At 42.1% G+C, this 23,350-nt stretch carries 23 protein-coding genes, 1 tRNA gene, 1 rRNA gene and 1 other RNA gene; 4 read left to right on the top strand and 22 right to left on the bottom strand.

Going from position 1 to position 23,350, the window contains the following annotated elements:
* From BMW43_RS20295 to BMW43_RS20250, 10 genes are all read right to left on the bottom strand, one after another.
* Window positions 1–122: ribosomal RNA gene (locus BMW43_RS20295) — 16S ribosomal RNA — on the bottom strand; the annotation flags it as partial.
* Between the two features lie 399 nt (window positions 123–521).
* Window positions 522–815 (bottom strand): pro-sigmaK processing inhibitor BofA family protein, encoded by a 294-nt coding sequence (locus BMW43_RS20290; protein WP_245732650.1) that lies wholly within the window; start codon window positions 813–815, stop codon window positions 522–524.
* 36 nt (window positions 816–851) lie between these two features.
* Window positions 852–1,133 (bottom strand): DUF2508 family protein, encoded by a 282-nt coding sequence (locus BMW43_RS20285; protein ID WP_177173700.1) that lies wholly within the window; start codon window positions 1,131–1,133, stop codon window positions 852–854.
* Window positions 1,134–1,265: 132 nt separating this feature from the next.
* Window positions 1,266–1,556, bottom strand: a complete 291-nt coding sequence (locus BMW43_RS20280; RefSeq protein ID WP_091752244.1) for a DUF2508 family protein — start codon at window positions 1,554–1,556, stop codon at window positions 1,266–1,268.
* Between the two features lie 56 nt (window positions 1,557–1,612).
* Window positions 1,613–2,209: a recombination mediator RecR gene (gene recR, locus BMW43_RS20275; RefSeq protein WP_091752241.1), complete on the bottom strand. Its 597-nt coding sequence runs from the start codon at window positions 2,207–2,209 to the stop codon at window positions 1,613–1,615.
* 5 nt (window positions 2,210–2,214) lie between these two features.
* Window positions 2,215–2,550, bottom strand: a complete 336-nt coding sequence (locus BMW43_RS20270; protein WP_091752239.1) for a YbaB/EbfC family nucleoid-associated protein — start codon at window positions 2,548–2,550, stop codon at window positions 2,215–2,217.
* Between the two features lie 5 nt (window positions 2,551–2,555).
* Window positions 2,556–4,295, bottom strand: a complete 1,740-nt coding sequence (gene dnaX / locus BMW43_RS20265) for a DNA polymerase III subunit gamma/tau (RefSeq protein ID WP_091752237.1) — start codon at window positions 4,293–4,295, stop codon at window positions 2,556–2,558.
* 110 nt (window positions 4,296–4,405) lie between these two features.
* An RNA gene (gene ffs, locus BMW43_RS20260) (signal recognition particle sRNA small type) lies at window positions 4,406–4,505 on the bottom strand.
* Between the two features lie 358 nt (window positions 4,506–4,863).
* A complete protein-coding gene (locus tag BMW43_RS20255; protein WP_218140748.1) occupies window positions 4,864–5,238 on the bottom strand; it encodes a cupin domain-containing protein in 375 nt (124 codons plus the stop codon).
* A 304-nt stretch (window positions 5,239–5,542) separates the two neighbouring features.
* Window positions 5,543–5,632: transfer RNA gene (locus BMW43_RS20250), tRNA-Ser, on the bottom strand.
* Window positions 5,633–5,801: 169 nt separating this feature from the next.
* Here BMW43_RS20250 and BMW43_RS20245 point away from each other — a divergent pair.
* On the top strand, window positions 5,802–6,014 hold the full coding sequence (locus tag BMW43_RS20245; protein ID WP_091752234.1) for a hypothetical protein: 213 nt from the start codon (window positions 5,802–5,804) through the stop codon (window positions 6,012–6,014).
* Between the two features lie 32 nt (window positions 6,015–6,046).
* On the opposite strand, the gene metF is transcribed toward BMW43_RS20245, so the two are convergent.
* From metF to BMW43_RS20225, 4 genes are all read right to left on the bottom strand, one after another.
* Window positions 6,047–6,925, bottom strand: a complete 879-nt coding sequence (metF, locus tag BMW43_RS20240) for a methylenetetrahydrofolate reductase [NAD(P)H] (RefSeq protein ID WP_091752232.1) — start codon at window positions 6,923–6,925, stop codon at window positions 6,047–6,049.
* Between the two features lie 300 nt (window positions 6,926–7,225).
* Entirely contained in the window at window positions 7,226–9,436 is a 2,211-nt protein-coding gene (locus BMW43_RS20235; RefSeq protein ID WP_091752230.1) for a PAS domain S-box protein, read from the bottom strand.
* A 206-nt stretch (window positions 9,437–9,642) separates the two neighbouring features.
* Complete coding sequence (locus tag BMW43_RS20230; protein WP_091752228.1) at window positions 9,643–10,119, bottom strand: DoxX family protein; 477 nt, start codon at window positions 10,117–10,119, stop codon at window positions 9,643–9,645.
* A 340-nt stretch (window positions 10,120–10,459) separates the two neighbouring features.
* A complete protein-coding gene (locus BMW43_RS20225) occupies window positions 10,460–11,929 on the bottom strand; it encodes a tetratricopeptide repeat protein (RefSeq protein ID WP_091752225.1) in 1,470 nt (489 codons plus the stop codon).
* 146 nt (window positions 11,930–12,075) lie between these two features.
* On the opposite strand from BMW43_RS20225, the gene BMW43_RS20220 reads away from it, so the two are divergent.
* Both BMW43_RS20220 and BMW43_RS20215 read left to right on the top strand, forming a co-directional pair.
* A complete protein-coding gene (locus tag BMW43_RS20220) occupies window positions 12,076–12,738 on the top strand; it encodes a phospholipase D family nuclease (RefSeq protein WP_091752222.1) in 663 nt (220 codons plus the stop codon).
* A gap of 513 nt (window positions 12,739–13,251) precedes the next feature.
* Window positions 13,252–13,527, top strand: coding sequence for a hypothetical protein (locus BMW43_RS20215; RefSeq protein WP_091752220.1), 276 nt, complete (start codon window positions 13,252–13,254; stop codon window positions 13,525–13,527).
* A gap of 377 nt (window positions 13,528–13,904) precedes the next feature.
* Here BMW43_RS20215 and BMW43_RS20210 read toward each other — a convergent pair whose 3' ends face one another.
* The 8 genes from BMW43_RS20210 to BMW43_RS20170 form a co-directional block, all read right to left on the bottom strand.
* Window positions 13,905–15,572 carry an HD domain-containing protein gene (locus tag BMW43_RS20210; RefSeq protein ID WP_091752217.1) on the bottom strand — a complete coding sequence of 556 codons (1,668 nt, stop codon included), beginning with the start codon at window positions 15,570–15,572 and terminating at the stop codon, window positions 13,905–13,907.
* Between the two features lie 15 nt (window positions 15,573–15,587).
* Complete coding sequence (locus BMW43_RS20205) at window positions 15,588–15,926, bottom strand: hypothetical protein (RefSeq protein WP_143050676.1); 339 nt, start codon at window positions 15,924–15,926, stop codon at window positions 15,588–15,590.
* A gap of 366 nt (window positions 15,927–16,292) precedes the next feature.
* Window positions 16,293–17,240: an HNH endonuclease gene (locus BMW43_RS20200; RefSeq protein WP_218140747.1), complete on the bottom strand. Its 948-nt coding sequence runs from the start codon at window positions 17,238–17,240 to the stop codon at window positions 16,293–16,295.
* Between the two features lie 28 nt (window positions 17,241–17,268).
* Entirely contained in the window at window positions 17,269–17,691 is a 423-nt protein-coding gene (locus BMW43_RS20195; protein WP_091752208.1) for a very short patch repair endonuclease, read from the bottom strand.
* Window positions 17,684–18,802 (bottom strand): DNA cytosine methyltransferase, encoded by a 1,119-nt coding sequence (locus tag BMW43_RS20190; RefSeq protein WP_218140745.1) that lies wholly within the window; start codon window positions 18,800–18,802, stop codon window positions 17,684–17,686. The genes BMW43_RS20195 and BMW43_RS20190 overlap by 8 nt, the downstream gene beginning before the upstream one ends.
* Before the next feature lie 98 nt (window positions 18,803–18,900).
* On the bottom strand, window positions 18,901–19,083 hold the full coding sequence (locus tag BMW43_RS20185; RefSeq protein ID WP_091752204.1) for a helix-turn-helix domain-containing protein: 183 nt from the start codon (window positions 19,081–19,083) through the stop codon (window positions 18,901–18,903).
* Between the two features lie 729 nt (window positions 19,084–19,812).
* Complete coding sequence (locus BMW43_RS20175) at window positions 19,813–20,820, bottom strand: hypothetical protein (protein ID WP_091752198.1); 1,008 nt, start codon at window positions 20,818–20,820, stop codon at window positions 19,813–19,815.
* Window positions 20,821–20,896: 76 nt separating this feature from the next.
* Entirely contained in the window at window positions 20,897–21,151 is a 255-nt protein-coding gene (locus BMW43_RS20170) for a helix-turn-helix domain-containing protein (protein WP_091752195.1), read from the bottom strand.
* Between the two features lie 445 nt (window positions 21,152–21,596).
* On the opposite strand from BMW43_RS20170, the gene BMW43_RS20165 reads away from it, so the two are divergent.
* A complete protein-coding gene (locus BMW43_RS20165; RefSeq protein ID WP_091752192.1) occupies window positions 21,597–22,817 on the top strand; it encodes a hypothetical protein in 1,221 nt (406 codons plus the stop codon).
* Window positions 22,818–23,350: the final 533 nt, after the last annotated feature.

Raw genomic sequence — 23,350 nt, 5'->3', positions numbered from 1 at the left:
TGTTTACGCGTTACTCACCCGTTCGCCACTAAGATCTCCATTGCTGAAAACCTCCGTTCGACTTGCATGTGTTAGGCACGCCGCCAGCGTTCGTCCTGAGCCAGGATCAAACTCTCCATAAAAGTTTATTTATGGAGCCTTTTGATGGCTCTATAATTGTTTAAAGAATTATTTATTGTGACTGTATCACCTAAGTGATACGAGTCCGCACATCTGGCATATTGTTTATACCTTACATTGTTCAGTTTTCAGAGAACACCGGACTGCGTTGCCGCAGTTCCTGTTGACCGCCGCCTTGCGACAGCTTTTATATACTATCACATCGGCTTTTGCCTGTCAACCTGTTTTTTTGTTTGCCGTGTTGTGACGACTTGTATAATATATCATAGACTTGACTCATGGGGCAATGTACTCTATCCCGAGTATGCTAGATTGACAGGCAAACAACGAGCATATGCTCACGGTTTCTAGCATATGCTCGTTGTTTGGATTATATACGTGCATTATAAAATTTTCACACCCTAGCCGGCAATGAACAGTTTAAATAGAATCAGCAGGATAACGCCCGGTAAACCCAAGAAGCCGGCAATCAGCGCCGTAATCGGATTGATCGCCAAAGTAAAACCCATGTGGGCACCAACAAAGTTGACCACCCATAACATGACGCCTCCCACCAGGCCATTATAAATCAGGCGAAAAATAAGCCGCAACGGCATTAAAAACATTCGACCCAATAAATAAATCAATATAATGCCGAAGGCATAGGCAATGATTACATTTATACTCCATTCCATCCCAAAAAGCGGTGGCATCATAACTCCCCCCTTTGCTTCTTTTATTGTAAATCAGATTTAACAGCCTGTCATGTATTTATTAGCACGATTTATGTGTATTTCTTCTTTCAGTCCTTCAAACCTGGCTTGTTTTAGTAAATAGGTATACTTTTTCTCCGAGGCTTTGATCATATATATGGCATATTCCAACAAATCAGGCTCGCTTACATTGTTATAATAGCTGTGCGCATATAGCCAGTCGCATTTTGCTTGTTCAATGAGCTCCCACAGGTTGGGCACCGTGGCTGTGCGCTGCTCTTCCATCAACCATCCTGTCAACAGGGTCCGCCATGCCATCATTCTCATCCCTCCCCCGATACCTCTCTTCCAAAATATAGTCGCAGCCAGTCCGGTTTATGACAAAAGAGCATAAACTCCCCTGCACCGCACGGTTAATAAAAAAACCAGAGCCAGGCTCTGATTTTTTTATCATTAATATACAAGTTTTGAGTCTTCCTCTATATGTCCGGGATAAGGGTAGTGAGTAATACCGGCCTGCCGGGCCTGTTTGAGTAAGTAAACGTATTTCTTTTCCGCAGCTTGCATCATATATACAGCATGATCGACCAGGTCCTTATCGGTTACGGTATTGTAATAATATTGGGCCGACAGCCATTCCTGCCTGGCCTGTTCCACCATTTCCTTTAAGTCCGGCAGGGACTTAGGCTGGCATTCTTCCGGAGTTAACAGGTTTTTCACAAGTTTTTGCCATGTCATCACCATAAATAAAACCTCCTCTTGCGGTTATTTTTTCCACAAGAGGAGGTTATTAAACATCCTTACATTTCACGCCGGTTTTCCAGCGCCTTGGACAAGGTAACCTCATCGGCGTATTCCAGGTCGCCGCCCATCGGCAATCCATGGGCAATGCGCGTTACCTTGACACCCAGCGGCTGAATCAGCCGAGCCAGGTACATGGCGGTAGCCTCGCCTTCCACATTGGGATTGGAGGCCATGATGACTTCTTTTACACTGCCGTCCTGCAGGCGGACCAAAAGCTCTTTAATTCGCAACTCCTCAGGCCCGATCCCTTCCAGTGGCGATAATGAACCATGCAGTACATGGTATAGTCCCTTATATTCCCGTGTTCTTTCCATCGCTGCCACATCGCGGGGTTCCTCCATAACACAGAGGACGGTTCGATCCCGGTTCGGCGACTGACAAATAGCGCAAGGGTTGCAATCAGTTAAATTGAAACAGGTCTGGCAATAGCTGATTTTGGCCTTAGCCTCCACAATAGCTTTAGACAACGCGGTAGCCTTATCTTTATCCATTTCCAGTACATGATAGGCAAGCCGCACAGCGGACTTTGCTCCAATGCCAGGCAATGCCCGGAATTGTTCAATTAAATTGGCTAACGGTGCGATATATTGCATGGAGCTTAAAACATTCCCGGCGGAAGATTCAAGCCCCCGGTCAGTTTGCCCATTTCCTGCGCCATCATATCGTCTACTTTTTTGATCGCCTCATTTACGGCAGCCGCAATCAGGTCTTCCAGCATTTCGATATCTTCCGGGTCTACTGCACCGGGATCAATTTTTACCGACTGAATTTGTTTCTCGCCGGTAATAACGATTTTAACGGCACCACCGCCGGAGGAGACTTCCAAAACACGGCCTTTCAATTCCTCCTGCATCTTGGCCATATCGGCCTGCAATTTTTGTACTTTTTTCATCATTCCAGCCATATTTCCCATGTTTCCCATATTTCCAAACATATGTATTAACCCTCCTCATGATTTTCCTGCTTGATCACTTTACCGCCAAACATTTTTAACGCCTGTTTTAACGCGTGGTCCTCTTCCGGCTGCTTTGCCGCACTAGGGCCGGCAGGAGCGGCTGTTTTATCTGTTCCCGGCGCTTCGGCAGGTTTGGACGGCGCCGCGTGGCCGAGCATGCACTTTAGTTGAACCGGATAGCCCGAAATCTGCATGAATATCTTCTCTATAATAGCACGGTAATCCTCTTTTTCCGTCCGTTCTTTCGGAAAGGCCGCCGTAAACTGAATGACAGCCTGTTTTTCATCGAATGCCACCAACTGGCCTTGCGCCACACAGGCATGTACCGAACGTTTACCGGCTGCCAGCAACTCCCGCAAGACACCGTCCCAGACTTGATTCATGTCTTTGGGTTTCTCGCCCGAAACTGCCGGGGCTGCCTTCGGTGCGGCCGATGCCGCTGTGGCTTTGGCAGCGGTCACCGGAGCGGCGGGCTCCACACTGTTTACCTGGCCGGCTGCAACGGTTCTGGTTTCCCTGACCGGAGCGGCGGTTTGGGGTATGCCTGGCCGAACCGGCGCTCCCCCCGAATTTTCCCAGTGGTTCAACTTACTTTCCAGTGCTTCCAGGCGCATGAGCAGCGCATCCATACTGCCGCTTCCCTGCCGGCGGCACATGGCCAGCAGCGCCACTTCGGCAGCAATCCGCGGCTCCGGCACCCGCCGGGCTTCGTTAGCAGCCTCATGCAGCATATGAATCATCCCCGACAGTTCTTCATGACTGAATCGGGCACTCTGCTCAGCCAATACAGCTTTATCACCTACATACACATCTATATTTTCCAATTCAGGTGCCGCTTTGTACAACATCAGTCCGCGGAAATGCTGTACCAGCTCTAACAGCACCTGACGCACATCCTTGCCCTGGCGGCATAATTCATCCACCACCAGCAGTACATCTTTGGGCGCTTTATCTGCTAGACAACCGGTCAGACGCAAAATCGATTCGTGACCGATCAGCCCTAACAATTGGCGCACTTTAGCCGTATCAATCGCCGAATCGGACAAAGTGGCGCACTGATCGAGAATGCTGAGCGCGTCGCGCAGTCCGCCGTCAGCGTGCACGGCAATCAATCTGACAGCCTCCGGCTCAATGGTCAGTCCGGTATGGGCGGCAATTTCCCGGATACGGTCTTCAATTTCCTGATTACTAATCCGCCTAAAATCATAACGCTGGCAGCGGGAATGGATGGTCGCCGGAATTTTATGCGCTTCCGTGGTCGCTAAAATAAAGACCACATGGGCCGGCGGTTCCTCCAGAGTTTTCAGCAGCGCATTGAAGGCTTCCGTGGTTAACATATGTACTTCATCAATGATATATACTTTGTAACGTCCGTCTACCGGCGCAAATTTAATGGTTTCCCTGAGGTCCCGGATTTCATCAATTCCCCGGTTGGAGGCCGCATCAATTTCAAAGACATCCATAGAGGTGCCGGCAGTAATTTTAGCGCAATTGGCACATTGGTTGCAAGGTTCCGTGGTAGGCCCCTCCACGCAATTGAGCGCTTTGGCCAAGATCTTAGCTGTACTGGTTTTGCCTGTACCCCGTGGGCCGGCAAACAAATAGGCATGGGAAATACGGCCCAACTGGATAGCGTTTTTCAAAGTCTGTGAGACATGCTCCTGCCCCACGAGATTATTGAAATCCTGCGGCCGCCATTGGCGATAAAGTGCTACATAAGACACGGCTGTCCCTCCCTGCATGATGATGGCCCAATGCCAAAAAGCAACCAGAAAATAACTTCCCTGGCTGCTTTACATATTCTATATACCTGTTTTTAACGTCGGGCCACGGTAATAATCAGGCACCCTCGCGGCACATAAGAATGATCACTTACCGTTGCTCCCTTCCGGACCTGGCGGAGTTCATGAGTTCCTATTGCGCAAGACCCAACATTACCGCGGTCCGACCTTAAAAACAGAAGCCGCTAAGCGGCTAATTTGTATGATGGCGGAGCGAGAGAAATTCGAACCCTCAATACTCTTTCGAATATACACGCTTTCCAGGCGGTACCGAAGCGTCTACTCCAGAAAAACCACTTACAACCCTAGATTGTATCTAATGTTTTTGCCAATATTGGTACTAATGATGCACTTTTAGTCATTAACTAGGCACATGCACTGTCCTCTGCTCTAAGATTATACTATACATAACTGAAGAGTGCAAGGGAGAAGTCTCGGTAAATTATGGAATAAATAAACACAGCACTCGGAACCTGCACCACTAACACAGCCCGGATATATTTTCTTGCCCTTATTTATCTACATAGTTTATGTCAAAAAGTTTATTAGTTATAAATAATACAACAACATCCGCTTCTTCAGTTGCTCCATGCTCAGCTAGGGATTTTTCAGGAAACCAAACAAAAGATCCCGGCCCATAACAACCATCATGTGTTTTTAAAGTTCCTTCTAAAACATATATGCCATGGGCACAGTTATGGTAGTGCCATTTAGTTATGAATCCCCTAGGATAACATATTTTCTCAACCTTCATACCAGTTTCTTGGTCTTGAACCAATAAGTTTTTATACATCATTTTGCCCGCTGTTTTGCTATAATGTTCCTGCCACTGCATTGAATTTGTATCAATGACCTGCATAGATTTATCATTATAGTCGTTTTCCATTCTTACCAACCTCCTTCTCAATATCGTACTGCTGAATTCTTACCAAAAGTACTACTTCACACAATCACTATATGTGCTCATTCTTTTTTAACAGCCCAAATCCCTTTTCCTTTCAGAAAGGTTTTTATTCACTTCAACCACACTGTGAACTGCCCCCCAATGTTAGACAGTATACACCTAATGATACTACCAATGATATGGCTAGTGATTTATGTGCACTCAAACCAGGCATGTACACAGGATAGCAAAAAAGCACTTACGTTCCTATAGTATCATAGGTCATAAGTGCTTGTTTTTCTTGATGTGGCGGAGAGAGAGGGATTCGAACCCTCGGTACCCTTTCGAATACACACGCTTTCCAGGCGTGCTCCTTCAACCACTCGGACATCTCTCCAGGTCTACCAAACGAAACAATCATAGAGTTGTAAAAACTGTAGGCCATGTATCGGCTACGCAAAATATAATACCATTTATGTCTGGTAGTTGTCAACAGCAGTTTGTACAAAATGTTGTGTCAATTTATGTAAGATAACGCATACAATATTCTAAAAGGAGGGCTCTTGATGCGAAATCCGGTCCTGGCGGAACAAGCCGCCAAATATTCTCTGACGGCCAACCGGGCCTTACAGTTTGGTGACTTTGCGTCAATTTACACCATACTGATACTCCTGGACATTCTCGACAATCTGAATACCAATCCGGAAACCAATCTCAACAGCATTCTATCGGTATCCAGCGCGATTGCTTCGCAGGTCTCCAGCCTTCACACTTTTTGATTGTCCTTTTTTAGTGTGCCCGCCACCGCCCCTTATGATTCGTTCAGCAGCCCCGTGTTTTGAAGTATGCTTTGCACCTGGGCTACTTTATTCATTGTATAGATATGAATCCCCTCAAACCGGGTTTTCTGTAAATCGGCAATCTGCTCGCAGGCATATTCGATGCCTGCTTTCTCCATGTCTTCCGCCGAATCCCGGTACCGGTCCAATAGCTTCTGTAATGCGGCCGGAATTTTCGCGCCGCATAAAGCGGTAATTCGCTCGATCTGGGCGGCATTCAGCACAGGCATAATGCCGATTGACAACGGACACTGAACACCGGCCCGCTCCATTTGTTCCCGGAAAGAGTAATAACTGTCATTATCAAAGAACAGCTGGGAAATCAGGAAATCCGCCCCTTGATCCACTTTGTATTTTAGGTACTCTATATTGCGCGCCATATCCCGGCACTCTATATGTCCTTCAGGATAAGCCGCCGCTGCAAGGCAGAATCGTCCGTTCTCTTTAATGTGTTTCACTAGCTGAGCGGCATAACGATAGCCATTTTCCGGCTGGACAAAAACAGTCTCTCCCTGCGGCGGGTCGCCCCGTAAAGCCAGAATGTTATCCACCTGGCAAGCGGCAAGTTGATCCAAGGTAGCCGTAATCTGTTCTCTTGTCAGTCCCACACAGGTTAGATGTGCCAATACTTCGATACCGTAATGATTTTTTACTTTATCGGCAATCTCGATGGTTCTGGCCGAATTACTGCCACCCGCCCCATAGGTTACGCTGATAAAGGAAGGACGCAATTCCTTAAGTCCCTCCAAAGTAGCGTAAACGCTTTCAATCGGCAAAGTCGGCTTCGGCGGAAAAATCTCCAGGGAAACAACCGGTTTTCTTCGCTGATAAAATAACTCCCTAATATACATTCGTCCCACCCTCTCCTCTCGGCTACCGTCGTACAAGATCAGCTTAGCGGTCTGTCTGCTCTGAAATCATAATTTCTCACGGGCCTTGTCCCCGCAATGCTTCGTTATCGTCGGCTACATATGTTCGATATGTGCGCCGCCACTCCCTCGCCTCGCGATAAAAATTTCGCGAATTATGTTACTCTTTCAAAAGTTACTCTTTCAAAATAGACAAACCACTATATCTCAACACAGCTGTCTCAACTTCACAATTTTACAAGATAAGCCGGGCAGCCTTGTTGCATGCCCGTAAACCTGTCTTTACTGTTTCGTATCTTTATCACGACACTGACTGTCGAAGCTAACATAAAAAGTCGTTCCGCCGGGGCCGGTGGCCACATCGATCTTGGCATGATGCCGTTCGGCAATGCCATAACAAACGCCAAGGCCAAGACCGGTGCCATTTTCCTTAGTCGTAAGAAACGGCGTCCCCAGCCGGTCCAATATCTCCGGCGGAATTCCCGTTCCCTGATCGGCAATTTCCAGTACCACCACACGCCCCCGGGAGTAAGTTCTGATGGTTGCCAAACCACCGGCAGCCATCGCTTCCAGACCATTCCGCACCAGGTTGAGAATAAGCTGGCGGATTTCCTTCGGATTTAATAGCAGTTCACCAGTCTCGCTCAAATCCACCTCCAGGTTTTTCCCCTGTTCCAGGGCATCGGCCTGCAGTAAAGGCAAAATGGCCTCAATGATCTGATTCAGCTTGCTGGCTTCCAGCTTGTGTACCTTGGTGTCGCTAATCGACAAGAATTCCTTAATGATGGTATTGGCCCGGTCAAGTTCTTCTATCATGAGATCAAAATATTCTTTGTCCTTAGCATATTGCGGTTTCCGGCCAATCATCTGCAAAAATCCCCTGACCGTGGTCATTGGGTTGCGAACTTCATGGCTAATACCGGCCGCCATTTGTCCAATTGTTTGCAAACGGTCCATCTGCACTATATCCCGTTCCATTTTCTTCTGTTGCGTAATGTCCCTGATCGTGGCCGAAAGACCTGCCAGATCACCGTTATCCTCCCAGATCGGAGAAACGGTAATTGACACATCCACCGCCAAGCCATTTTTCCGTTGTAAAATGCATTGATAATTTTGCACCTTTTCTTCGCTTTTTACCATCTCGACCACTTCTTCAGTCTTTTGCCCGCAGCCGGTCGCACAAAACATAGACAGGCATTTTCCCATCACTTCCGCCGCCCTGTAACCCAGAAGATTCTCCGCTTCCCGGTTCCAGCTTTGAATCGTTCCATCCGGCGCCAGTCCGACAATACCATCGCAAAAGTATTCTACAATGGATGCCATAGTTAGCAGCTTCTGATTGATCGCCTTTTGTTCCGTAATGTCCCTGGCTACCAGATAGATCAAACCATGCTCCTTACTAGAAATCGCGCTCCAGGCCAACCACCGGTATTCACCGTTTTTCGCCTGACAGCGGTTCTCGTATTGCAGGCAAGGTTCTCCGGCCAGCACACGCCCCCAGGCCGCAAGCACACCCTCAATATCCCGGGGATGAATCTTTTCAATGATGCCCGGCGCCGTCAAGTCAGCTAAGCAATAGCCCAGTTGTTTGGTTACGGCCGGATTAATTCTTTTAAAAGAACCGTCGAAGCCCCGGACAAATATCATGTCTACCGACAAATCAACGAATAATGCCAATTCTTCATGTGCTTTCATTCCTTGCAGGCACTCGTCGTTTAATTTCTCCCGCAAATGCACGATTGTGTCAAAAACCGGCAGCAGTTCAGGAAACGAGGCAAATGATTGCCGGTCAAAATCCTGACTCCGGATCTGATTAGCCAAATTTCGCAAGCCGGTCTGCAGCTTCCGAAAGGCCAACCGCAGGGTAAAAAGAATGATTAACCAAAGCAGCAACGCTATCCCTATAACCTTGGCAATAGCCGCCAGCATAATCGGATTCAGGTCCTCGGTTTTGGAGCAGACCCATACATGCCCGATATAGTCTCCCTGGTAAGAAATCGGATAAATCACTTTGTTGACCGGTTTGCCGTTAAAAAAAAGCGTCCGTTTAAACTTACTGAACTGAGCCGTTCCCGATACATAGGCGCTGAAAAAGTATGTTTCGTCTCCCTGCTGAAGCTTCCCGCCGTCAAAATCAGGACCAATCGCAACAATACGGTCAATTCCCCTGGCATAAATGCCCATGCCAAAGCCAGGATGCCTATCTATTTGAGCCTGAAGAATAGGCTGCAGCCAGTCATTCATCACCGTTGCCTTTTTGTCCGGCGCAATCGGCAATACTTCGACTTCTTTTACCTTACTGTCAAACTGAGATTTCGGTATTTGCAGGGCTAACTCTACCGCGGCCTGGAACAGCCTCAATTCCTGTTCGTGGACAATTCTCGCCTGCTCTCTTACTATATAGTAAGTTCCGACAATGATTGTCGCTATAGTCATTAGAATAGTAATAACAACATATGTTCGTTCTGCAATCCCTTGCCGGATTGACGCCATAGGATACCCCTTCTCTTCTGATTACCAGTTTTCCACAATACACAATAAATATTATACGACAGAAAAAAGGCTGCTCCTCCACAAATTAGCTCCAACCATCTCCTAAAAGCTTATTTTTCTGTATATTCTTATTCATTTGTCTTTACTGACTTTTGGTGACATAAAAAATCCCGCTTCGGCCTGTACGCCGAAGCGGGATTTTTTTATTACCAATGCCGCTTCATTATTCTTTTTCCCCAATTGGCTGAAGGACTTAAACCCAGATATTCATCCAGACTGTACTTACCGGGCCCAATAAAAAGAGCGGCCAAAAAGCTAAATCCATCCTCCAGCGACTGAGAGGCTTTTAACAAGCCTTTATCTGTCAGCATCTGGCTGAGAAAGGCAATACTCAAGTTGCTGATCAGCAACAGACAAGCCGGCCAGTAAAACAGACCGACAGCAATCAAAAAACCCCCGACAAATTCGGCAAATGCACTACCGAACCCCCAAAATACCGGCGCAAAGGTAATACCAAAGACCGCCATCGTTTGCCCCAGTTCGGTCCATTTTTCCACGCCGCCGGCAATCTTCGGAAAACCATGCCACATGAACATGCCGCCAATGCCCAGGCGAAACAGCAGCAGTCCGATATTTCTATAGGAATACAGCCCCTGGCTGAACCACACATACAATTCCCGCATAGTCTTGCTTCCTCCTCACTTACTGCAATATATTCTGTTAAATTCCGCAACCGAAAGCTAAACTCCTGCCCATAACCTGTGCCTGATTATGGTATTCCACTTTGTCCTGCGGGCTATTCTTGTTGTACACGCCGTCACTTCCCCTAAACAAAAAGGATTAGTTCTTTGCCTGTCCCGCCCATAACGGAAGCACCACCGATTACACAAGCCTCAATGGCATACAAACAGGCCTACTGTATAATCAAATAAAACTGCAGTCAGCATAAATAAACCTTCTGACGATTTGTCGGAAGGCTTATTTGCTTAATGTATTCACAATCGTCACCTGCCAGAGATACGTTTATTGGTCAACCTGCCCGACTGTGACAGGCAGGCGTTCTAAGGCCGCCTTGACTCTGGCCACCACCTCCTGCCAATCACCCGGTTTACGTTGGCGAAACAGTCTAACCGCAGGGTACCACGGGCTATCTTCCCGCGTCAACAGCCATCGCCAGTCGGTGTCAAAAGCTAACAGAACCCAGGTCGCTTTCCCCAGCGACCCGGCCAAATGCGCTACCGAGGTATCAACCGTTATCACCAAGTCAAGCTGCTCCACCAGCCTTGCCGTATCCAGGAAATCGGTAAGCCGATCCGAAACATCCAGCACAGGGGAGGGCGTTTCCGCCAGATCACCCGCTCGCGGGCCAACCTGCAGGCTTATCCAACTGATGCCCTGTACCGCCAGCAGGGGAGACAACAGCGAAAAAGGAATGGACCGGTTATCATCATTTTTATGGTTGGGATTGCCGGCCCAAACCAACCCAACCTTATATCCGCGGCCAGCCATTGTTCCCAGCAGTTCCTGCCAAGCTGACACTGCCGCCCCGTTAGAGTGCAAAACATACGGCACCGTCGGCGGGATACTTTCCAGGCAGGTTTCCAGAATGACCGACAGACTCATCAAAGAGCAAACATAATCATAGTTTTCCACCGGCGCCGTCGTACCTGAATAAACGGCTAACCCCGGATAGGTGTTTTTCAGTAAGGCGGCCAGCGGCGGCTGCACCCACAAATCCACCTTAGCCGCCAGCGCCGCTATGCAGGGGACATACCGGACAAACTGAAGAGTATCGCCAAAGCCATACTCCCAATACAATAAAATCCGCCGCCCGGCTAAGGCTTCCCCCTGCCAGTGAGGTGCCGAGAAATAACGGCTGCCATATCTCCGGCGCCGCGACTGTTCATATAAACCCCACCCTTTAGCGAATTGACCCTGCTGCAGATATAAGCTGGCCAGTGAATAACCGGCCTCCTGATAACCAGGACGCAAGGCAACCGCCCGCTGAAGATAAGGAATTGCTTCTTCCAACCGCTGAAGCACTTTCAAAAACCGCCCCAGGTTATATTGTGCTTCCGGATAATTAGATCTTAACTCAACGGCACGCCGATAGGCGGCTTCCGCCTCAACCAGACAATATTGTTCCTCCAATACAGTGCCCAGGTTATTGTAAACAGCAGCTTGCCCAGGATCAAGCGCAATGGACCGGTGAAAACAGGCTGCCGCCTGTTCCCGGTCACCCGCTTCCATCCATAATAAGCCCAGATTGTTATAGGCATAGGAATTGTCCGGGTCCAGTTCCAGGACGCGGTAAAAGCAGGCCGCCGCCTCCTGCGGCCGGTCTGTATCCTTTAAAACCAATCCTAAATTATTATAAGCCGGTACGTATTTGGCATCCAACTTTATAGCCAGACAAAAGGCCGTTACTGCGTCTTCCCGGTCGCCCCTTTTGAGCAGCTCAATGCCTAAATCCAGATAGTTTTTCGGTGTCATACCTATTTCCTCCGCGGCAAACCAAGACTCTGGCTACTATTATACTCTTCAACCAGCTATTAGACGAGCAGTTTATACCGTTATAAGGCATGTTTTCAAACTAGGGTTTTCTCCTTTTTTGCCGAATACAATAGCGAGGTGATATCATGCAAATAAATCTAAAAAAATATGGAGTATCGGCTTGTTTAATTGTCTTTGTCTTTGCTGCTGGTTTTATCGCCGGCTGCAACAAACAGCAAATCGCCAATGTTTCCGGCAAAGCAGCCGAACACGCGAAAGCAGTCATACCGGCGGCCTTCGCCGGCGTACATACCGTACCCTCGGTTGGCAGTACGGAAGTTGCCTTCTCACCCGAAGGCGGCATCACCCCGATGGTTGTGAAAGAGCTTGGTCAAGCGAAAAAGAGCATCCAGGTCCAGGCCTACAGCTTTACCTCGCAGGAAATTATCCAGGCGCTCATTGATGCGAAAAAGCGCGGCGTAGACGTAAAAATCATCATTGATAAGAGCAATGTAACCGATGACGACAAAGAAAGCTCCCGCAGCAAAAAGGAAAAAGAATTGCTGAATTCCATCGTTGCCAACGGCATTGGCCTGAAGGTCGATTCGGATTTTCAAATTGCCCACAGCAAAATAATGATTATCGATGGCGTAGATGTGATTACCGGCAGCTTTAACTTCACCCATTCGGCTGAACACAACAACGCGGAGAATTGCCTGGTTATCCACGGTAACAAAGACCTGGCTGGCTTATATACGCAAAACTGGCAGTGGCGCTGGAGCGAAACCGAAAACTATAAGAAGTCTTGACCGCCTGAAAGGCAAAGCGCTTTCGTCCAGTGGCCCGGCGTCTCTCTTTATAGTACAAAAGCCAATTTGGTTTCTCCGCAGCATCCACCTAACCATAAACACGCTAAAAGACCTGTGTACGACACGGCATTTTGCTATCGTCTCAGGTCTCTTTTACTTTTTCGATAGCTATATAAAAAAACAGCGACTCTCTGAAAAATCGCTAAATAAAGTTGCCGCTTTTTGATAATCGTTACACCAGCGCCTACACTTCGCCATATATATAGATCATAAAAAAACACTGCTGCGTCCTCTTCTTAGGGTGTCTTTGCAAACTAACGGAATGATCCATGACAAGTGATTTTTGCGCCAGACAAATTGAATTTTTGCAGCAATAGTGACCCCTATTTCAAAAAAATTTAAGGAAGTATGGCCCAAAAAGAGCCGTCAGGGAGCGTTCGGGACAGTTTGCAAACACGCCCTAGTGTTTTTAAGACCTGTAATATTATCATATCGAGGAAAGAAGGAATATTGATGGCCTCTTTAATTCCTCTACTGATTGGCAGTCAAGACGGTCGTGACCGGGTTGAAGTCTTCCTATATAACAACCTTAGTACGATCATATCGCCCCATCCCGAGGTACTCCTCACCCCAACCATACGGGCCAGCCTTATCGATATGATTAACGGGCTTCCGGGGGGTTACGGGTTTCCTCCCGATCTGCAGGAAATTTTGAACGTGTTTGTGCTCGAAAATATCAATCAAGTCAGCGTAAGTGCGCAATTATTAGAAATGACCGCCCCAACCTGATGCTGTCAAGTATAATAGTGGCTCTTGTTAATTTCTCTATCTACAACCTATTCGCTTCTGTCTGAGACGATTTTGTACCAAATTTTGCAACAAATTAACATAATGCTTCGTTTCTAAGCAAAAATAAAACCGCCGGCCATATTGCCAGCGGTAATTTTAGTAGTTTATGGCGGAGAGGGTGGGATTCGAACCCACGGTCCCTTTGACAGGACACTTGATTTCGAGTTGGATAACCAACTTTTTATCTATTTACCCTTCTTACCATCTCTTTCCTTAGATCCTTACTATACCTATCTTTGCAATACCCCTACTTATTAAGAAGTGCTGCTTTCTAACAACAAGTGTTAATTCGTATGTTACCACCATGTTACCACGTATTATGTATTATTAGCTCTGAATTCAGGACATATTTTTATAAAATCGACAAATTCATCTTTATTTATTGGTTTATCGCTTGCATTGTAGTATAGAAAAAAGTAACTAGACGATCCTGCACCCATTGTACTCGCATTAGAAGTTTGGTTGTAATATTTCATTACATCTTTATAGTTCTTTTCTCTATTCCCGAATTTAATCATTATAGAATCTCGAGCAATTGCAGCATTATTTTTATAAGTTTCACCACCCTTTAAACAAATAAATTGCTTAGAATCATATTGATATTTTTTACAAAATTCATCAATTAAACTACTGCATGTATCATAATCCAAATTAGTATCTGCCGCATAATTAGGCTCGTCTTCTTTCGAAACATTCAAATATCCGCTAAAATTAGTTGCACTTGAACATGCATTTGAAAAATAAGAAGAATATATATTAAAACTATACTCCCCTTGACGCTCTTCCATATCAAATAAAGTAGTATACTCCGCCAACGATTTCCATAAAGCAGTCTTTCTCTTCCTTCTATCCAACATTTCTTGTACTTCCGGAATATCCTCCATATACCGTTTTAGCAAATGCCACAAATCATCGTCACATAACATATTTATTTCTGTATTGATTTTCCCTTCAAGTTTTACTTTTCCTATAATACTATCCACTGAAAATAGGTCTTCAAGCCACTTTTGGGGATTATCATGCATTATTTTAGCCAATTTGTTTATGGACACTTTCACCAAATGAGCATTATAAATAACTACGTGGTGATTTACAATCCATGCTTGCTGAGCATTATTAGCTGTAATAACATTCTGAATAACACTCAAGGCATTTTTATTATACGCCGGGTAATAATCAGTTCGAACCTTATAAGCAGTCATTGAACGAAGTAGACGTTCTGTATCAATCGTAATGTTTTCAAATCCTGTTAGCATCGTATCGCGAGCAATATAATCAAGTTTATCTACATCAATAAGATTTGAATTCAACATTCTTATTAAGCAATTTTTTATTCCATAGTGATCTTGAGGATTCTTATAAACACATCCAATAATCGAGCGGACAATTAATTCGATATCTGCACCTAATTCGGAAATTATTGATTGAAAACATTCTAAAACTACAATTGAACTTACTCTCTCATGAGGAGCAGGCGAGCAACCACGATAATCAGTTTCAAATGTCTTACAATAATCCTCAAATTGCTCCTTGAACTTATCTTTTAAAGATTCACTCATTTTTGACTTCAACCTAAAATCTATATATGTTTCAGTTCTTTCATTATCAATATTATGCTTTTTAGATTGAAATAAATGTTCTAAAGTATGCGAAAAAGGCGAATGTCCAACATCATGTAATAGACACGCTAATTCAAATGAAATTTGCCACTTATCCCATTGATCCGGCGAAATATCCAATTCGGGAAATTCATTATTAATATTTATTTTAAAATATCTAAAAGCCTTACAGCCTAAATAATATGTCCCAATCGAATGAATAAATCTATCATGTCTGGCAGACGGATATAAAACCCGCATACTAGTTTGCTCAATTCTATTTAAACGTTGAAAATGCGGAGTATCTATAATATGATCAATTATTACTTCCGGTATTTCTATATATCCATGGACAGAATCTTTAATTACTTTATATTTCGAATCCATTAGCAACTACCCTCTTTATTCAGCTTGAACGATTTCTTGTAGTGCCTTTGATACACGATTAGGTAATCTTCTCGAAAATACAGCTTCAAGTTCATGGAATTTATTTTCATACTCACTAACAAAAGTTATTTTATCATTCCGCCACTCAAATATATTTGAATAAAATTCAACTGCTGAACATATCGAATTCTCCGATATTTCAAAGTTACAATCATTCATAACGGCTTGTGCCTTTTCTGTAAATCTCTTTATTTGTTCTATAGAAATTGCTTTTCGTTCTGTTTTAATTTGATTTTTATATTCTTTAAGAAAAGTAACATAAACAATATTCTCCGCATCTACAGTAAACATCATTTTATTCACCTTCATTTGATTTTAATATGATACTTTTTATTTTCCTTACAAAATGTTTATTCCCTTTAATATAAACTAGAATTCATTGCTATAGAACTTTCCACTACACTCAATCCAATGCGAAAATCCATGTATTACATACTATGATATTCCCTAAGCTAAGACACAGAAAGTTATTACTGCCTAATGTGAACAGCTTTATATTAATATTTAGTATGCTTCAGCAGAGCAGCTTATATCACACACTGCCTCAGCCAAAATTAACATTTTATGGAAGTTAATGTTTTATACTCACAGGATAAGTACGGCAAGGAATTTCTGCTATGTGTTCAACCTATCCTCCCTGACAAATAACAATAGTTATGTTTATTTTCTATGTACTTTATCATGACAAACATTGCAAAGTGAAATTAAATTTTCTACAGTATTTTCACCACCATCCTTGTGCTGATGCTTATGATGAAGTTCAATCATTTTCCGAGGATCTTCTCGTCGAAGTATCGTTCTATCCCAACCACATTCAACACATTTAAATTTGTCCCTTTTAAGAACCGCCACACGTATCTCATCAGGTATTCTCCGGTCATGTTCATATGCTTGTTTATCTTCCTCCAAGATATAAACCCCAACAGGCAAGTCGCTTCGCCCACTGTTTTTAGTAACGATTGGCCAACCTTCTTCTGTACGTAATTCTCTAACTCGTCTTGCCCACTCTTTTGCATCATTAGCAAGATATTTCAATTCTTCACCAGTAATTTGCACTCCTACATTTTTGCGTAAGTATTCAATAATCTTATCTTTAACCGATATTTTTTTCCTTCTTATTTCGTTAATTACATTCCAGCGAAGTGCAGCATCCCGATCTTGTTCAGTTCTCATAAGTACATACTGATCCGGCTTAATTTTTGTGGAGTCAATCCCCATATCGTTTAAAGCATTTACCGTCTCCTCTTCATCAGCAATATCTCCAAACGTAACACCGGAATAAATCCACCACCCAAATTGTACACGTAGTTCGCGTACACGCCGAGCCCATTCGCCTATACCTGAAACCACCATCAATTCTTCCCCATCAATTACCTTATAAGGATATTGTAATAAGTAGGAGATAATTCTATCACGAGCTGAAGGTGCCTCATCTTTTGGGATAAATGAACTACCTAAATCCCTTAATTTGTGAAATGCAGGAATCAAAGCTATGACCTTGGTTCGGATATCACTTTTCTTAAGCTCCACAGCAAAGTTTGTTAACAACTCCACCAAAGACTGCCGCAATTTTTCAGGATCATTATTAGGCATAGATCGTCTAACCAAGTTATTCGCTCCTTATTAAAACAAAAATTTACCAACTACCAGCAGGCATTCTGCTCAAAAAGTTCTCTATGCGCCCTAGCAGGTCCTTATCTTTTATCTCACATTCCCAAACAACTAAAACTCTCCAGCCAAGTTCTTCAAGTCTCTTTATGTTTAATTCATCCCGTTTGATATTACCATCAATTTTTTTATTCCAAAACTCTTCGTTTGTTTTAGGCCGTTTTCCCCTCTTGCAGTAATGACCATGCCAAAAGCAACCATGTACAAATATAACCGTCTTATATTTAGGCAGTACAATATCGGGCTTACCTGGAAGATCACTTCGGTTCAATCGGAATCTAAACCCATGCCGATGAAGAATGCTTCTCAACTTGATCTCAGGAGCAGTATTCTTTACTTTAACTCGAGACATTATTTGACTTCTTTTGATACTGTCAAATTTATCAGGCACTTTTTTCTTTGTCTTTCTTTTTTAGAATTTTTTCTATACATCCCGCAACTTGAGAAGCAAGAAGAGGCGGAACAGCGTTGCCAATTTGCTTTGCAATCTCTATTTTACTACCAAGAAATAGGAAAGAATCAGGAAATGATTGAATCCTTGCCGCTTCACGGTGAGTAATCGGACGATGTTGACAAGGGTGCAAATAGCGCCCCTTCTCAGGTTTAAAAAACTCTGTACGTATTGTAACCGAAGGTTTATCCCACCAAAGCCTCCCAAATAAGTCCGTACCGCCCGAAGTCTTCTCTATCCAACACCGTGGTGTTATTTCAGGTGCAATCCGTTGCAAATCAAAGCGATTCATACCTTCATTAGGTATTGACATATATCGTTTAAGACTAATTTCTGTAGGATTTCTTCCAAAATGAAGGTCCAACGGAGGAGAAAAATCTTTCCGAATCTCCGTTCCTTCCGGATAGGGTAAGTCTCCAATTGCTTCCCGAACAGTCTGCCAAGGTCTAGGATTTTTCACGTACTCTTTCTGCAAGTCCGCAGACAATTTCATACTAAAATTAGGATTAATGTGCGTTTTTAGCGGAGGAAAGAAATCACTAGGGTCTGTAAAACGACACCCGATGATAAAAGCCCTATACCGGACCTGAGGAACACCATAATCGGCAGCGCATAATTTAGCTTTTACCGGAGGGAAAAATCCCAAATTGATTGCATGTCGGACAATATCTTCATACTCTCTAGAATTGAGTAGTTGCGGAACATTTTCCATAACAAAAATATCCGCACCTGAACGTTCCACAACTTCCATAAAAGGGAGCCAAAGATGTCTTCTTATATCACCATCACGATTTTTATTTAATAGGCTGAATCCTTGACACGGTGGTCCTCCAATAACAACATCCGCCTTAGGAATACTGATTTGGGAATCATTTAACAAATCAACAATATCCCCTACAACACAGTGCTTTCCAAAGTTCTCATTATAAGTATTTGCGGCATATTGATTAAAGTCGTTAGCCCATACAGGCTTGAAATGATGGCCGAATTCCTCGCTAAAGCCAAGAGAAAGGCCTCCGGCACCACAAAATAAATCAATAATTTTATACATACTTACCATCCAATCATATTCTATGTGAGTAAACTTCGTCATAAATCAATATTATTCCTGCGATATTACAGCATCTCTAATGATTAAATATAATTAGACTATTTATTGCATTTATCTAAAATGTATCTTTCAAGAGCTCTTCGAGGTACTTTATGCACTTTACCAATTTTGAAGGATTTAATTTGGCCTGAATTCAACAATCTATATGCTGTATTTTTCCCAATGTACAAAATTTCCATTATTTGTGATACTGTTAGAATATCCTCATAATCATCAAACATAATAAACCCATCCTTTGTTATAGATTTTTTAGAATTATGTTCTCCTTTTTAGGCCTATTCAATTGCTTTTATAGGACGAACTATATTCTTTAACCTTAAATATAAATATCAAATTTCCCTAAAACTTTATTTATGATAATGTGTTCCTAGTGGATTAGACTATCCATCTAGCATGGATATCAAGGTCATAATATATATTTATGAAAACAGAATTTACTTTTCGGTACTGTAAAAAAAGCAAGCAAATGCTAACACATACTTGCTTTCCATATTTAAAGCTAAAGATCACTTTCTTCTCTCTCGTTATTATTCAAGCGTTTCATTACCTCTAAAGCCCCCTTTTTATAAACCGTCACACATATCAATTCTCCATTCTTGTCATATATTGCCCAGTACCGTTGTCCGTATCTTAACAGCCGCATCAATGCCACCTCTCTCCTTGGATAGGCGTAAAAATAGCTGGACAATAATTTGTCCAGCTATTAAGCCTAATTACTTCTCAAAAGTGCCTCATTATCCACCTGCTTAAAACTGCGCCAATGCAAAATCCGGCTACCCCCATAACCGCACATGTCTTTATGAACTCACCAAATCCATTGGCAATCACCTGGGAAAATCCTATTGAATTAATCGACATGATTCCCATCCCAATAAATCCAATTATGCCGCCATACAGTCCCCACTTTAATATCACTTTATGACCTCCCATCTAATACGTAAAGCATTCACTTATGGTATGTACTTAGCATCTCCCTCAAGGCTATTGTCACCTGACACAATAATCAAGCTATCTTTTAAATAAATAAACCGATCATATGAAACTTCTTGCCCGTTAATGTTTAGCGTTAAAATGTTATTTCTGACTGTTATGTTTATTGGTCCACCATTATAGCTTTTCGCAAAGAGATTATAGTCCTGCGTATATGTCTTCCCATACTGATCTTTTTGTACTTTGCTAAGTGCTATTTTTACACTTTCATTGGCAGAATCGAATTCCAAATCCAAATAGTCTGCCAAATCCGAAATTAGCGGTAATGAGACATGTCCTGCTCCTCTAACATTTAATAATTCCACAGTTCCTTCTCTTTGTCCAAAACTTCCTAATGAGTATAATTGTGAACCTTTAAAATGGTTACTTTTATTTACTGCTACGCTTTGCCTAAAAGTTCTTTCTTCTAACCGAGCGGAACGAGCCATAATTTTGGTAATGCAATTGTCCTTAGAAATAAAATATAGATAAAAGTTAGGATCTAATATGTCATCTGAGTATCTATACCAAGTAAGACCGTTATTAATCCCTGATGCACGAGGTTTTCCATACTGTTGAATCATAAAATCAACCGTATCTCCTACTTTTACATTTCTTAACGTTTTGATTGCGCTAGTCGTAAAATCCAAACCCATTAAATCACCATTTGAGTATAGCTGACAATATCCATAATCACGTACATCGACACCATAGCCATTGATTTCTCCTGAATAAAAGTTGTAATTCTGTCCTAATAAATTCGATATATCTTTTCCACTGGTTTGCTTCATTTTTAAATAATACATATCGTTAAATAATGTAAGTGTATTACTTGAATTTATTTGGTCCTCATTTGAGCTTGTTGTAAAAAAGCAATCATACCAAGCCAAGGGCTTTCCCCTTGTTTTTTCGCTAATAGAGGACGCAATAGCTAAACTATTAGAAAGTAAAAATGCTAAAATGGTCGTGATAATAATTGCTCGTTTCATTTACCTACTCCTTTTCTTATTTAAATTGACTGATTACCACAAATTGCAATATCACATTAAACATTAAATACACACCTTACCCATGTGCAAGATTCTCATTTATAGGTAGAAAGAACACGACGACATCTAGCTCAACACCTTCTGCAATTGCAAATAGAACGTCCAAGGAGAAGCTTATATCTGAATTAGCTGCCTCAATTTTACTCAGATAACTTTTGCTTATTCCAATCTTAGCAGCAAGATCATCCTGTGAAAGGTCTCGCAGTTTACGATAAAAAGCTATTCTTCTTCCAATTTGGCGATATTTAGCATGATATTGACATCTTGCCACTAAGATTCACCTCCTCCCATTTCATTATAAAACCAATCAGCATGAGACATATCTCAATCATATTACTCTTAATTTCAATAATATTGAAATTAAGGACGGTTTTTAAAACAACTAAAGGGCTGTATGAAAAAATCCATACAGCCCTCTTTGCTAACAATAACCCATACATTATTCTTTTAAATAATATATATTTGACATTTTATAGTTTACAATAAAATTATATCTTGTTAAAAGGGAAGGGGTAAGACTAAAAATAAGTTACTATTAAGAACGGCACATACCTACCGACCTTATTTAAAGTTCCACTAGTTCCATTTAAAATTACCTTTTAAAAAAAAATTAGGTATATATACTCGTTCCTCATACTTTATCAATATATTATTATATATTCAAAAACTCAATACTTATTGGAACATCTGGAACAAACCTTATGAGGAGATTTTTAATGATACGTAAAGCAACCACTTCAAACAATAAAAAAACTAAAATGGAAACTATTAAAAAATACTTTGCAAACTCTACTTCTCTTTCTTTAAGTTCTTCTATACAAGATTTTGAAGAATTCTTCGGTTTTAATGTGCGTAATCGTAGTTCAATTGATGACATTTTTGAATCGTTAGAATTTTTTGGCATAAGTAAATTTATTATAGAACTGCTCCTTAGTTCTGAAATTATACCATCACCTCTTGACCTACTTGATAAAGAGTTAATTTCACCTACTGTAGAATCTTATCAATCATTTTTGGAAAGTTTAAAACTAGATTTACGATTTGAATTATTAGAAGAAAGTATGATCAAACTGAATCGCAGTAGCAATAGTCAGATTTACAAAATACTTCACCCCGAAGACAGTTATAATAGCGTTACTTCTTCCTTTAACCAATATCTAGCTCTGGCAAACGTCCATGATTTCCCAAATTCTAGATTGAAAATAGAAATTGAACCCTCTATTTCCCCCTTGTTTTTTCAACACCTTATCAATAGACAATCAAGAAATATTAAGATAGATAGTTTTCATCTCTTTAAAGAGTTTAAAAGTATTTTCATTCCAAGATATATAGATTCAACTGTCTTTCCAAGAAAAAATTCAAATAATCACAATATTTTATTTGCAGAAGTAAATACCATGCACTTACTGCTCCTATATTTAAAGCAGTATATAAATAACCAGACTGCTTATAATCCATTATTCACACTGTTTCTCTATAACAAATATTCTCGTTTACTTTATCCATTATCAATGCTTCTAGATCCAGAAAAAATAGATATATTAGACATTCATCATTTGCTTAACATTGAACAAACATTCAGCGGGATATTTCTCATAAATTATTTCATGATCAATGATTTAATTGAGCCAGAAAAGGAACTAATAGCAATGTATATAGAAAATTTATTGCCAGCATTAAAAATTTATATATACAAACTACTCGAAACTCAAATAGATAATAATACAAGAAATATTCCTCCGCGCTTTCGGCTTTCCTGTTTAATTTATGATACTTTTAGATCTTATAGAGACAATACTTACAATCAACTACTTTATGATCTTACTGAAAGATCCGCGATACTTTACCAATCCTTAAAAAATGATAATCATACAAATTATACCCAAGCTTTCTTTCAATTACGGCAAGCAATTTATCTGAAATATTTTAAAATATAGAAGTAAGAAAATAATTTAAATAAATCTTAATTATATCATAATTAAAACATAATTAAAATGATGGAATAGGCCGATTTATTTACCAAATAAATCGGCCTATTCCATCATTTTTAGTTTTAGCAATTTTTCTTATACTAAGAACAAATTTAAAAAGGAGTTGGTCAAATATGATCTTTACAGAAAATCAAGAGTTATTGCATATTCCGGTGTGATTCGACCAACGATTCCGGCCACATTCGGCCAGTGAATCCGGAGCTATTCGGCCAACCAATCCGAGCACATTCGGCCAAATAACTGGTGCCACCTCGTGAAGAAACCCTCTACAATGGTCTAAAAGACCATTGCTAGGGGAGAAATTTATGAGGTGTGAGGAACCAGTGAGAATACTAGAAATCCTTCGACTAACTGAAAAAGGTCACCGTCAGCGCGAAATAGCAGCAAGCGTTGGCTGCGCAAGATCCACCGTCGGAGAAGTACAACGACGCTGTCGGGAAGCCGCCCTTTGCTATGAGGCAGCCTCGTCAATGACCGAT

The sequence above is a fragment of the Propionispora vibrioides genome, from assembly GCF_900110485.1.
Lineage (GTDB): Bacteria > Bacillota > Negativicutes > Propionisporales > Propionisporaceae > Propionispora > Propionispora vibrioides.
This window is presented reverse-complemented; position numbering and strand designations above follow the sequence as displayed.